General features: G+C 60.9%; 12 protein-coding genes and 1 pseudogene. 8 read left to right on the top strand and 5 right to left on the bottom strand.

Features of this window, described 5'->3' with window-relative positions; translation table 11 throughout:
• Window positions 1–13 precede the first annotated feature (13 nt).
• The 3 genes and pseudogenes from carB to SJY36_RS12085 all read left to right on the top strand — a co-directional run bounded on the left by carB (window position 14) and on the right by SJY36_RS12085 (window position 5,360).
• Window positions 14–3,374, top strand: a pseudogene (carB, locus tag SJY36_RS12075) (carbamoyl-phosphate synthase large subunit).
• Between the two features lie 162 nt (window positions 3,375–3,536).
• Complete coding sequence (locus tag SJY36_RS12080) at window positions 3,537–4,661, top strand: beta-ketoacyl-ACP synthase III (protein ID WP_037966144.1); 1,125 nt, start codon at window positions 3,537–3,539, stop codon at window positions 4,659–4,661.
• A gap of 120 nt (window positions 4,662–4,781) precedes the next feature.
• Window positions 4,782–5,360, top strand: coding sequence for a thymidine kinase (locus tag SJY36_RS12085; RefSeq protein ID WP_005849498.1), 579 nt, complete (start codon window positions 4,782–4,784; stop codon window positions 5,358–5,360).
• Here the strand turns inward: SJY36_RS12085 and SJY36_RS12090 are convergent.
• The 5 genes from SJY36_RS12090 to SJY36_RS12110 form a co-directional block, all read right to left on the bottom strand.
• Window positions 5,357–6,307: a 2-hydroxyacid dehydrogenase gene (locus tag SJY36_RS12090; RefSeq protein ID WP_386175426.1), complete on the bottom strand. Its 951-nt coding sequence runs from the start codon at window positions 6,305–6,307 to the stop codon at window positions 5,357–5,359. The genes SJY36_RS12085 and SJY36_RS12090 overlap by 4 nt on opposite strands.
• Window positions 6,304–6,642: a tRNA-binding protein gene (locus SJY36_RS12095; RefSeq protein ID WP_386175429.1), complete on the bottom strand. Its 339-nt coding sequence runs from the start codon at window positions 6,640–6,642 to the stop codon at window positions 6,304–6,306. Before SJY36_RS12095 ends, SJY36_RS12090 begins: the two co-directional genes overlap by 4 nt.
• Window positions 6,635–7,450, bottom strand: coding sequence for a pyrroline-5-carboxylate reductase (proC, locus tag SJY36_RS12100; RefSeq protein ID WP_386175432.1), 816 nt, complete (start codon window positions 7,448–7,450; stop codon window positions 6,635–6,637). The genes SJY36_RS12095 and proC overlap by 8 nt, the downstream gene beginning before the upstream one ends.
• A 34-nt stretch (window positions 7,451–7,484) precedes the next feature.
• Window positions 7,485–7,985 (bottom strand): YbjN domain-containing protein, encoded by a 501-nt coding sequence (locus SJY36_RS12105; protein ID WP_386175435.1) that lies wholly within the window; start codon window positions 7,983–7,985, stop codon window positions 7,485–7,487.
• A gap of 331 nt (window positions 7,986–8,316) precedes the next feature.
• Window positions 8,317–8,559: an accessory factor UbiK family protein gene (locus SJY36_RS12110; RefSeq protein ID WP_005849508.1), complete on the bottom strand. Its 243-nt coding sequence runs from the start codon at window positions 8,557–8,559 to the stop codon at window positions 8,317–8,319.
• 96 nt (window positions 8,560–8,655) lie between these two features.
• Here SJY36_RS12110 and lgt point away from each other — a divergent pair, with 96 nt between their 5' ends.
• The 5 genes from lgt to SJY36_RS12135 all read left to right on the top strand — a co-directional run bounded on the left by lgt (window position 8,656) and on the right by SJY36_RS12135 (window position 12,747).
• Window positions 8,656–9,540: a prolipoprotein diacylglyceryl transferase gene (gene lgt, locus SJY36_RS12115; protein ID WP_005849509.1), complete on the top strand. Its 885-nt coding sequence runs from the start codon at window positions 8,656–8,658 to the stop codon at window positions 9,538–9,540.
• A complete protein-coding gene (locus tag SJY36_RS12120) occupies window positions 9,537–10,601 on the top strand; it encodes a class I SAM-dependent methyltransferase (RefSeq protein WP_386175438.1) in 1,065 nt (354 codons plus the stop codon). The genes lgt and SJY36_RS12120 overlap by 4 nt, the downstream gene beginning before the upstream one ends.
• Window positions 10,598–11,353 carry a peptidoglycan editing factor PgeF gene (gene pgeF, locus SJY36_RS12125; protein WP_005849512.1) on the top strand — a complete coding sequence of 252 codons (756 nt, stop codon included), beginning with the start codon at window positions 10,598–10,600 and terminating at the stop codon, window positions 11,351–11,353. The genes SJY36_RS12120 and pgeF overlap by 4 nt, the downstream gene beginning before the upstream one ends.
• Window positions 11,354–11,620: 267 nt before the next feature.
• On the top strand, window positions 11,621–11,764 hold the full coding sequence (locus tag SJY36_RS12130) for a hypothetical protein (protein WP_005849514.1): 144 nt from the start codon (window positions 11,621–11,623) through the stop codon (window positions 11,762–11,764).
• A 200-nt stretch (window positions 11,765–11,964) separates the two neighbouring features.
• Complete coding sequence (locus tag SJY36_RS12135) at window positions 11,965–12,747, top strand: Hint domain-containing protein (protein ID WP_386175442.1); 783 nt, start codon at window positions 11,965–11,967, stop codon at window positions 12,745–12,747.

Genomic DNA, 12,747 nt, shown 5'->3' on the forward strand with positions numbered 1-12,747 from the left:
GGGGGCCTGAGCCATGCCAAAAAGAACCGATATCCAGTCGATCATGATCATTGGAGCGGGGCCCATTGTCATCGGTCAGGCGTGCGAGTTCGACTACTCCGGCGCGCAGGCCTGTAAGGCCCTGAAAGAGGAAGGCTACCGCGTCATCCTCGTGAACTCCAACCCTGCGACGATCATGACCGATCCGGGGCTGGCGGATGCCACCTACATCGAACCCATCACCCCTGAAATCGTCGCCAAGATCATCGAGAAAGAACGCCCCGACGCGCTGCTACCCACCATGGGCGGTCAGACCGGGCTGAACACTTCGCTCGCGCTCGAAGAGATGGGCGTGCTGGAGAAATTCAACGTCGAGATGATCGGCGCGAAACGCGAAGCCATTGAAATGGCAGAAGGATCGCAAGCTCTTCCGCGAGGCGATGGACCGTTTGGGCATCGAAAACCCCAAGGCGACCATCGTCACCGCGCCCATTGCCGCCAGCGGTAAGAAAGACCTTGCGGCAGGCGTGCAGCTTGCGCTCGACGCGCTGGAATATGTCGGCCTGCCCGCGATCATCCGCCCTGCCTTCACAATGGGCGGCACCGGCGGCGGCGTGGCTTATAACCGCGACGATTACGAATTCTACTGCCGCTCGGGGATGGACGCGTCGCCGATGGGGCAGATCCTGATTGATGAAAGCCTGCTTGGCTGGAAAGAATACGAGATGGAAGTGGTGCGCGACACTGCTGACAACGCGATCATCGTCTGCTCGATCGAGAACGTCGACCCGATGGGCGTGCACACAGGCGATTCGATCACCGTGGCCCCTGCCCTGACGCTGACCGACAAAGAATACCAGATCATGCGTAACCACTCGATCGCAGTGCTGCGCGAAATCGGCGTGGAAACAGGCGGATCGAATGTGCAGTGGGCCGTGAACCCCGAAGATGGCCGCATGGTCGTGATCGAGATGAACCCGCGTGTATCGCGCTCCTCTGCGCTGGCGTCCAAGGCGACGGGCTTCCCCATCGCCAAGATCGCGGCCAAGCTGGCGGTGGGCTTTACCCTAGACGAGCTGGACAACGACATCACCGGCGTGACCCCTGCGTCCTTCGAGCCGACAATCGATTATGTCGTCACCAAGATCCCGAAATTCGCGTTCGAGAAATTTCCCGGCTCCGAACCCTATCTGACGACCGCGATGAAGTCTGTCGGAGAAGCGATGGCGATTGGCCGCACGATCCACGAGTCGCTGCAAAAGGCGCTGGCGTCGATGGAATCCGGGCTGACCGGCTTTGACGAAATCGACATCCCCGGTCTGGACAGTGACCTGCCCGCCGACGCACCTCAGAACGAAGCCGCGCTGATTGCCGCGATCAGCAAGCAGACCCCCGACCGGATGCGCACCATTGCTCAGGCGATGCGTCACGGTATGTCCGACGTGGATATCCACGGTGTGACCATGTTCGACCCGTGGTTCCTTGCCCGCATCCGCGAGATCGTAGACGCCGAGGCGCAGGTCCGTAAAGACGGGCTGCCGCTGACCGAAGACGGGATGCGCAAGCTCAAGATGATGGGCTTTACCGACGCGCGCCTTGGCACGCTGACCGGTCGCGACGAAGACAACGTGCGCCGCGCGCGTCTGAACCTTGGCGTCAAGGCCGTGTTCAAACGGATCGACACCTGCGCCGCCGAATTCGAAGCGCAAACGCCCTACATGTATTCTACCTACGAGGCACCCGCCTTTGACGAGGTTGAATGCGAAGCCCGCCCCAGCGACCGTAAGAAAGTCGTCATTCTGGGCGGTGGACCGAACCGGATCGGCCAAGGGATCGAGTTCGACTATTGCTGCTGTCACGCCTGCTATGCGCTGACCGACGCGGGTTACGAGACGATCATGGTCAACTGTAACCCCGAAACCGTCTCGACCGACTATGACACCTCGGACCGGCTGTATTTCGAACCCGTCACCTTTGAACACGTGATGGAAATCCTGCGGGTCGAACAGGAAAACGGCACGCTGCACGGCGTCATCGTGCAGTTCGGCGGCCAGACACCGCTGAAGATCGCGCACGCCCTGCAAGAGGCGGGCATCCCGATCCTTGGCACCACGCCCGACATGATCGACCTTGCCGAAGACCGCGAACGGTTCCAGCAGCTGGTGCAATCGCTGGGCCTGAAGCAGCCGCATAACGGTATCGCCCACTCCGACGCCGAAGCGCTTGAGATCGCAGCAGACATCGGCTTTCCGCTGGTGATCCGCCCGTCTTACGTTCTGGGCGGCCGCGCGATGGAGATCGTGCGCGATCAGGCCAGCCTTGAACGCTATATCCGCGACGCGGTGGTCGTATCGGGCAAAAGCCCCGTGCTGCTGGATCACTACCTCTCGGGCGCGGTAGAGCTGGACGTAGACGCGCTGTCAGACGGCACGGATGTCCACGTTGCGGGTATCATGCAGCACATCGAAGAGGCCGGCGTTCATTCGGGCGACAGCGCCTGTTCGCTGCCCCCCTATTCGCTGAGCCGCGAGATCATTGCCGAGGTCGAAAAACAGACCAAGGCGCTGGCGCTGGCGTTGAATGTAGTGGGCCTGATGAACATCCAGTTCGCGGTCAAGGACGGCGAGATCTACCTGATCGAAGTCAATCCCCGCGCCTCGCGCACCGTGCCCTTTGTCGCCAAGGCGACGGACAGCGCGATTGCGTCAATCGCTGCGCGGATCATGGCGGGCGAAAAGCTGTCGGCCTTTCCGCAACGCGCGCCCTACCGTGACGATGCCGCCTATGACGACGTGCTGCCTTTGGGTGATCCAATGACACTGGCGGACCCGAACATGCCTTGGTTCTCGGTCAAGGAAGCCGTGCTGCCCTTCGCCCGCTTCCCCGGCGTCGACACGCTGCTTGGGCCGGAAATGCGGTCAACGGGCGAGGTTATGGGCTGGGACCGCGATTTCCCCCGTGCCTTCCTCAAGGCGCAGATGGGCGCGGGCAACCCGCTGCCGCGCAACGGCTGTGTGTTCTTCTCGATCAAGGATATGGACAAGTCGGATGACATGCTGACCGCCGCGCGTATCCTGCTTGAGCAAGGGTTCACCCTGCGCGCCACCCGTGGCACCGCCGCCTGGCTGACAGAGCATGACATCGCCTGCGAGATCGTGAACAAGGTCTACGAGGGTCGCCCGAACATCACCGACATGATGAAGGACGAAGCGATCCAACTGGTGATGAACACCACCGAAGGCGCGCAGGCGGTCGAGGACAGCAAATCCATCCGCTCTATCGCGCTGTATGACAAGATCCCGTATTTCACCACGGCCGCCGGTGCCTATGCCGCAGCGCTGGCCATCAAGGCACAAGCCGAAGACGAGATCGGCGTTAAATCGCTTCAGGGCTAATCTGCCCTTTCTGACCTGCGCCGCGTCTTTGACGCGTGGCGCAGGTCTTTCCCCTTTCCTCCCCTCTCTCATTGTCCGTCGCCCTTGCATGCCAGCCCCCGCTGGACTTGACCCCGCAGCCGTTTCTTGGCCTACTCGGACAACGCTGAAAAAGGTTTACCCATGTACACACCCGCCATTACTGGTAGCGGCATCTTTACGCCGGAACAGGTCATCACCAACGCCGAGCTGGTCAAGGCGTTCAACGCCTATGCCGATCTGTACAATGCCGAACACGCCGCCGAGATCGACGCCGGGGAATTGCCCGCCAAGGAACACTCGTCAGAGGAGTTCATCGTCAAGGCGTCGGGGATCGAACAGCGCTATGTCATGGATAAGACGGGTATTCTGGACCCCAAGGTGATGCACCCGCTGCTGCGCCAACGGTCCGACGACGAACCCGGCCTGATGGCCGAGATGGCGCTGGATGCGGCACAAAAGGCGTTGCAGGCGGCGGGGAAAACCGCGGCTGATGTTGATGCCGTCATCTGCGCGGCGTCGAACCTTGAACGCGCCTATCCTGCCGTTGCGATCGAAATCCAGCAATTGCTGGATATCAACGGCTTTGCCTTCGATATGAACGTCGCCTGTTCGTCCGCGACCTTCGGCATCCAAGCGGCGGCGGATATGATCCGCTCCGGCTCGATCCGCTCGGCGCTGGTGGTCTGCCCCGAGATATGCTCGGCCCATCTGGAATGGCGCGACCGTGACTGCCACTTTATCTTTGGGGACGTGGCCACCGCCGTGCTGATCGAACGCGCCGAAGATGCAGCCGGTGCTTATTTCGAGATCAAATCGACCCGTTGCGCGACCGAGTTCTCGAACAACATCCGCAACAACAATGGCTTTTTGCGCCGATCCCGCCCCGATGGCGTCGCGGACCGCCGCGACATGCAGTTCATGCAGAATGGGCGCAAGGTGTTCAAGGAAGTGCTGCCGATGGTTGCCGAACACATCGCGGGCCACATGGCTGACGAAGGCGTTGAGGCCGCTGATCTAAAGCGTCTGTGGCTACATCAGGCGAATAAATCGATGAATGACTTTATCGGTCGCAAAGTGCTGGGTCGCGCGCCCGAAGCGGGCGAGCAGCCCAACATCCTGCAAGACTACGCCAACACCTCCTCTGCCGGGTCGATCATCGCGTTTTCAAAATACTCCGACGATCTGACCGATGGGGACACCGGGCTGATCTGTTCCTTCGGGGCCGGATATTCCGTGGGTTCTGTGCTGGTGCAGCGCCACGGCTAAGCCCACCGGCACAGAGCCACCTCAACACCTGTGACATGTGGGGCGCGGTCTGCGACAGACGCGCCCCCGCTGCCCTCCCCCCACCTTGAACGCCAAGGTCGCCTGACGCTAAAGAGGGCCATGGCAAAGCTTTACTTTCATTATTCGACCATGAACGCGGGCAAATCGACCGTGCTTCTGCAGGCGGCTCATAACTATGTCGAACGCGGCATGGTCCCCTATCTGATGACCGCGAAATTCGACCACCGCGCCGGACACGGGCGGATCGCATCGCGTATCGGGATCGGGCACGAGGCCGACACCTTCGAGACGGACGAAGACCTTCTGGCGAAGATCGAAAAGCGTTTGGCTGAAGGCCCTTGCGCCTGCATCTTCATCGACGAGGCGCAGTTTCTCAGCCCTGATCAGGTCTGGCAATTGGCCCGTGCGGTGGATGACCTGCGGGTGCCTATCATGTGCTATGGGTTGCGCGTGGACTTCCGTGGTCTGCTCTTCCCCGGATCTGCGACGCTGCTCGCCCTTGCCGATGAAATGCGCGAGGTGCGCACGATCTGCCACTGCGGCAAGAAAGCGACGATGGTGGTGCGGCAGGATGCCGAAGGCAAAGCGATCCGCGAAGGGGCGCAGGTGCAGATCGGCGGCAACGAGACCTATATCTCATTATGCCGCCGACATTGGCGCGAGGCCGTGGGCCGTTAAACGAGGTTCGGGGGCGTTTCGCCCGCGACGCCCGCTTTCAAATTCTCAACCGCCATCATCCACATATCCACACGCACCTCCCGGGAGGACGTGCCTAGATGCGGTAATAGCACCACGCTATCCAGATCCCGCAGGGCTTGCGGCACCTCTGGTTCGAACTCATACACATCCAGCCCTGCGCCGCCGATGGTGCCCGTTTGCAGGGCCTCGATCAAAGCGGCTTCCTCGACGATATTGCCGCGCGCGATGTTGATCAGGAAGGCATCGGGCTGCATCGCCGCCAGCACATCCGCATTGATCAGATGCTGCGTGTCGTCCCCGCCCGGCACGGCGATAACGACCACATCAACAGCGGCGACCAACTGTTTGAGATCACTGATATGTTCCGCCGGATAGGCGACGCTTTTCGCACTGCGGCTAAAGTATTTCACATCCATCGAAAAGCCGTAGTGACAGCGCCGCGCGACGGCTTGGCCGATCCGACCCATCCCGACGATCCCGACAGTCTTGCCCGTCAGATGCATACCCAAAAGCTGCGAAGGCTCCCATCCGGACCATTGACCTGACCGCACCAGCCGTTCGCCTTCTCCCGCACGCCGTGCGGCCATCAGCATCAGCGTCATGGCGATATCGGCGGTGGCATCGGTCACAGCACCGGGCGTGTTAGAGACCTGAAGCCCCGCCGCCTTTGCCGCCTCGACATCGATGTGGTTATAGCCGACCCCGAAATTGGCAAGCATCTTGCACCGTGGCATGCCGACCTTGCCAAAGACATCCGCGGTAAAGCGGTCGCCCAAGGTGGCCAGCACCCCGTCATAGTCGCGCAGGGCATCCTGCATCTCGTCTTCGGACAAGGGCGCGCTGTCCTCGCGATAGGTCACGTCAAAGCCTTCCAAGGCCTCGTGCACTTCGGGGGGCGCAGGGCGGGCGATCAGTAGTTTCGTCAATGCAGACGTCCTCCGTTCGGGGTGGGTTGCGTGGGGCGCATCAGCACAATCGCCCCGTCCTCGTCCGGCACCCCAAGCACCAAAACTTCGGACATGAACGGCCCGATCTGACGTGGCGGGAAGTTGACCACCCCCATCACCTGCGTCCCGATCAGCGTCTCGGGCGTGTAATGCACCGTCACCTGAGCCGAGGTTTTACGCTCACCGATATCGGGACCAAAGTCGATCCACATCTTGATCGCGGGCTTGCGCGCCTCGGGGAAGGGTTCGGCACGGGTGACCGTCCCGACCCTGATGTCGACTTTCATGAAGTCGTCAAAGCTGACCTCAGCCATTCGAAAGCTCGCGCGAACGATCGGCGGCCGCCGCCACAGCGCGTTTGAGCAGGACCGGAAAGCCGTCTTGCTCGTTCATCAGCACGTCCAGCGCGGCCTGTGTGGTGCCGTTGGGGCTGGTCACGTTGATGCGCAGTTGGTCCGGGCCTTCGTCCGCGGATTTCGCCAGCGCCCCGGCCCCTGCCACCGTCGCCGTGGCGAGCTTTAGCGCGAGCTCGGGGCTGAGCCCTTGTGCAACGCCACCTGCGGCCATGGTTTCGATCATGTGGAAAACATAGGCCGGACCCGACCCGCTGACCCCTGTGACTGCGTCGATCTGGGATTCCTCCTCCAGCCGGACAACGTCGCCCACGGCTGACAGCAGCTCTTCAGCTTCATCCATATCCTTGGCGTCGACGTGGGCGTTGCCGACGATGGCGGTGATACCTTGGCTGATGGCGGCGGGTGTGTTGGGCATGGCGCGCACGATCGGCGTCTGTTCCCCAAGCGTTTTCTCAAACGTCGCGATGGTGGTGCCGGCGGCGACGCTGACAAAAACCGTCTTGCCGTTGCCCATGGCCTGCAACGTGGGCAGCGCGTCACCCATCATCTGCGGCTTCACCGCCACAAGAACCACAGCGGGCTCCTTGGGCAGATCGACGTTCAATTGCACGCCCTGCTCTTTCAACCAATCAGAGGGTTTCGGATCGATGACATATACCGAAGATGTCGGAAGCCCGCGTGCCAGCCAGCCCGCCAGCATCGCGGATCCCATCTTGCCACAGCCCAGTAGAACCAAACCGTCTTTGGCGATGCGCGTATCTTTCATATCTGTACCCCTAAATTAACATTCGGGGATACACCTATGCGTGGCCGTACGCCTCTGCAATGGCAACCTGAAGGGCTTGTCGGGGCGTCTGGTCGCCCCAAACCGCCAGTTGCACCGCGGGATAATACCGCTCTGCGTTGTTCACGGCGGCGTTGATCATGGTATCAATCTGCTGCGCAGAGGCATCCTGCCCCCCGGCAAGAACCAGCCCATAGCGATAAACCATCAGCTTTTGTTCCGGCCAATAGGTGAAAGCACCGGTCCAGCATTGATCGTTCACATCGTTGAGCAAGTGATAGAGCACCGGCAGTTTTTCCGCGGGCGGATCCATTTCGAAGGTGCAGACAAGGCGCAGGGTTTCGTCAAAGGGCGACCACGCGAGGGTGATGGAATAGGTCCGCCACTGCCCTTCGACGGCCATCGCGATCTGTTCGTCCGATATACGGTCGAAGTCCCAGTCGTGATACGCCGCGAGATTTTCTACGATGTCGATGGGGTGAATGTCTTCTTCAAGATACTGCTCTGTCAGGGCCATGTGGTCACCTCTTTGGATCCGGGTATTCATATGCGCAGGCACATCAATACATGGGTGCATCTACCATAAATCGCCGAAGCTCTTAGCGACCTATACCAAATATGGTGCGCGCAACGCGGCCCTGAGGCAAGTCTTTTTCTGGGGGTAACCACGAAAGATAGGGGATAACCTCAGTATCTTGTGGATAAAAGCAGCATAACCCCCAATTTATAGAATGCCGCCCGAGACTGACAGCATTAGAAGCGAAGGCGCCACCCCAAAAACGAACACACCCGCCAAAAGGCGGGTGCGGATCACATCGTACAGAGTTGGCCGAGGATGAGCGCGGCGATCAGCCCTTGCTGTCCATCGCATCAAGCCGCGCCTTCAGCGCTTCATTCTCTTCGCGGGCTTTTTGCGCCATGGCGCGCACCGCGTCGAATTCTTCGCGTGTCACGAAATCACGGTCTGCCAGCCAACGGTCCAGCATTCCCTTCATCGCGGTCTCTGCTTCGGTCTTGGCCCCTTGGGCCACGCCCATGGCATTGGTCATCATCTGCGAGATGTCGTCGAAAATCTTGTTGCGCGTTTGCATGGTCATTCTCTCCTGATCGGCTGTTGCTCACTATATGGTGTGCAAAGCGGGTTCTCGCAAGGTTGACTTCCGTTTACGGTCAGGCTCAATCAGCGCATGAATGCAATGCTCCCCTTCCCCGACCTATCGCCCGAGATTTTCTCGTTCACATTGTTTGGCATGACCGTCGCCCTGCGCTGGTATGCGCTGGCCTATATCGTCGGCATCCTCGTTGGCTGGCGCATCGTTGTGCGCGCGGTTGAGCGGCCCAAGCTCTGGGCGGGCAATACCCCCGTCATGACCAAACAGCAGGTCGAGGATCTGCTTTTCTGGGTCATTCTGGGCGTCATTCTGGGCGGGCGTCTGGGATATGTACTGTTCTATCAACCGGGCTATTACCTCAGCAATCCCGCGCAGATCCTGCGGATCTGGGAGGGTGGCATGTCGTTCCACGGCGGCGCGCTTGGGGTGATCTTTGCGGGCATCGCCTATACCAAACGTCACGGCATCAGCACGATCTCTACCGGTGATGTCGTCTGTCTGGGGCTGGCACCCGGCCTGTTTCTGGGGCGTCTGGCGAATTTCATCAATGCAGAGCTTTGGGGCCGCCCCACCGATCTGCCCTGGGGCGTGGCCTTTCCCACGGTGGCCGCACAGGACTGCCCAGACATTGCAACGATCTGTGCGCGGCATCCCTCGCAGCTATATGAGGCGCTGCTTGAGGGGCTGATCCTTGGGGCCCTGCTGATCTATCTGGCATGGCGGCGCGGCGGGCTGAAATCGGAGGGGCTGATTGGCGGCGTCTTTCTGGCCGGCTACGGGGCCGCGCGTTTCATCGTCGAATTCGTACGCCAACCTGATGCGCAATTTGTCAGCGCCAACAACCCGCTGGGGCTGGCGTGGCATGTAAACGGCTGGGGGCTGACCATGGGCCAACTGCTGAGCCTGCCGATGATTGCCATCGGGGTGTTCCTGATCTTGCGGGCGACGCGCAAGGCATGACCACACTGCGCGACATTCTACACAGCCGCATCGCGTCCAACGGGCCGATGCGGATCGACGAATATATGGCCACCTGCCTGCTGCATCCGACGCAGGGCTATTATACCACCCGTGACCCCTTTGGCACCCAAGGCGATTTTACCACTGCCCCCGAGATCAGCCAGATGTTCGGAGAGCTGTTGGGCCTGTGTCTCGCGCAGAGCTGGCTCGCCCAAGACGCGCCCTCGGCCTTCACCTTGGCCGAGCTCGGCCCCGGCCGCGGCACCCTGATGGCCGATATCCTGCGCGCGACCCGCAACGTGCCCGGCTTTATCGAGGCGGCGCGGATTACGCTGGTAGAGGCGTCCCCGACGCTGCGCGATGTGCAGGCCAAGACCCTTGCGGGGCATCAGGTGATCTGGGCCGACGGGACCGACGCGCTGCCCGACCAGCCGCTTTTTCTGGTGGCGAATGAATTTTTCGACGCGCTGCCGATCCGCCAGTTCGTCCGTGGCGAAACATCGTGGCGCGAACGGCAGATTGGGCTGGCGGACGGCGCGTTGAGCTTTGGGCTGGGGCCCGAACTGCCGCAACCCGCGCTGGCCGACCGGCTGGCTGATACCAAGCCCGGCGATCTGGTCGAGGATTGCACTCAGCTTGCGCCGATCCTCCACCCTGTGTCGGAACGGATCGCGACCCACGGCGGTGCCGCGCTGATCGTGGATTATGGCGACTGGCACAGTCTGGGCGATACCTTGCAGGCGCTGCAGGGGCATGAAAAAGCCGATCCGCTGGCCGACCCTGGCCAGGCCGATTTGACAGCACACGTCGATTTTGAAAAGCTTGCCCTCGCAGCCGCACCGGCCAGCCACACCCGCATCACCCCGCAGGGCGTCTTTCTAGAACGCCTCGGGATCACACAACGCGCACAGACCCTTGCCAAGGGCATGACCGAGGACGCGCTGAACGCCCATGTCGCCGCACATAGACGCTTGACGCATCCGTCAGAAATGGGAAATTTGTTTAAAGTGATGGGGATTTATCCTCCGCACCGCAGCCCGCCCCCAGGATTGGAACCATGACGCTGGAAATACTCACCTCCGATAGTCTTGGCGACGTGCGCCACGGGTTCTTTACGCGCCGCGGCGGAGCCTCCTCTGGCGTGTTTGCCGGGCTGAATTGCGGGGTTGGCAGTTCCGACCAGCGCGAGGTCGTAGAGATCAATCGTGCCCGTGTCGCCGATGCAATGGACGTGGCACCGGACCATCTGGTTGGCGTGCATCAGATCCATTCCGCCACCGTCATTAGCGTCGATGGCCCCCTGAACGAGAAGCCCCGCGCCGATGCGCTGGTCACCGCGACACCGGGGCTGGCCTTGTCGATCCTGACCGCCGATTGCCAGCCTGTGCTGTTCCACGACGCCGAAGCCGGCGTGATCGGGGCGGCGCATGCCGGTTGGCGCGGCGCGCTTGACGGGGTGCTGACGGCCACGGTCGAGGCGATGGAAGACCTTGGGGCCACGCGCGACAATATCACAGCGGTGATCGGCCCCTGCATCAGCCAGCGCGCCTATGAGGTCGGGCCAGAGTTCATCGATGCCTTCCTAGCAGAAGATCCGACATTCGCCCGCTATTTCGCAAATGGCACCGATGACCGGATGCAGTTCGACCTTGCGGGCTTTGGCCTGAACCGACTGCGCGCGGCAGGTGTCGGCCATGCGGAATGGACGCGCCACTGCACCTATAGCGATGCGGATCGTTTCTATAGCTACCGTCGCAGCACCCACGCGAAAGAGGCTGACTATGGCCGGCTGATCGCTGCGATTGTGCTATAGAAGCGTGAATTTAGGCAGCAATGCGACAGGCACCTGCCCAAATTTCGCCCCATAGCCGGCCAGCAGCCTGTTTGAATGGCGGCGCATTTTCTACCACAGGTCATAAATTCAAGGGTGTTCCGCGCTTTTGAGGCCGTGCCACAAACCGCGCCCAGGTCTGCTCGAATTATCTGTATTTTTTCGCGAAATGCCCCATCGGTGCCCGAAAGCATTTGCATAGTGATCCTCGACGAAAGGGCATTGCCCATAGACAATAGGATACAGAGCATGAAAACCAATGCACGCTTCATCAAATCGGTTATCGACGCTTCCAACAAGGAAGGCGTGAACCTGCCTTGGTCCCGTGGCACACGCCGCGCCGCGTTTATCGCGAAACGCGCTGCCCTGACGTCCCAGCAAAAAGCCGCCTGAACAGGGTCGGCTTATGGCCCGGGGGTTCTCGGGCCAGCCGGTGACCCTGCGCGCGACGGGCGGGTGCCTGTCCGCACAGATGGTTTGAGACCGATCACAAACATTCTCTGCGCGCGGGCCTCTCTCGCGCGGATTAATCCGGATCGCAGGTGTTTCAGCGGGGGCTAGGCATGTGGGATCGACCATATAAAGGTCACGTTATGACATTGCATACTGCCCCTGATTTCATCCCCTCCCCTACACATACGGCGCAATCCGCAGCCTCCCGTTCGGTTCTGCGGGAAGCGCGTGCCAGATCTACCGGACGCACCCGCGCGTATGAGATTGCGGTGCTGCGTCAGGACGGCTCCGTCTTTGTGACCGAAGGCTACGCCCCTGCCACACCGTTGTTCGAAGAACCGTTTTCCGCTTTCGCCCATGGCACATTGATCCGCACGACCCAAGGGGAAATCCCGGTCGAAGACCTTTGCCCCGGTGACCGGATCGTACAGGCCGACGGGCTGCACACTCCGCTTCTTTGGGTTGGATCAAGCAAGTTCGTCCCTGCGGATATCGGCCATCGCACGCCGCTTGTACGGGTCATGGCGGACAGTCTGGGGCTGGCCCGCCCCTCTGGTTTCCTGACCTTCGGTCCCGCTGCGCGCATTCTGCATACGCCGCAAAGTCTTCGCGGCGCAGAGCAGACGCGCAAGGTCTTTACCCTGATGCGAGATCTGGTGGACGGGGTGAACATAATCGAAATTCAGCCTCCGACGCCGGTACGGCTGTATCACTTGGGTCTTGCCCGTCATGCCGCGATCAGCGTCAGCGGTCTGGAGATGGAGACATTTCACCCCGGCCCGTCGACAATCGCAGCCCTGCCGCTGCATCAACGTGACGCGTTTTTATCAATGTTTCCGCATATCAGTACTGCCAAAGATTTTGGCCCGCTGTGTCACCCCCGCGCGTCAGAACGGTCAGACCCGATCTACGCTGCGCAATAG

The organism is Sulfitobacter sp. R86518 (assembly GCF_042466275.1).
GTDB lineage: Bacteria > Pseudomonadota > Alphaproteobacteria > Rhodobacterales > Rhodobacteraceae > Sulfitobacter > Sulfitobacter pontiacus.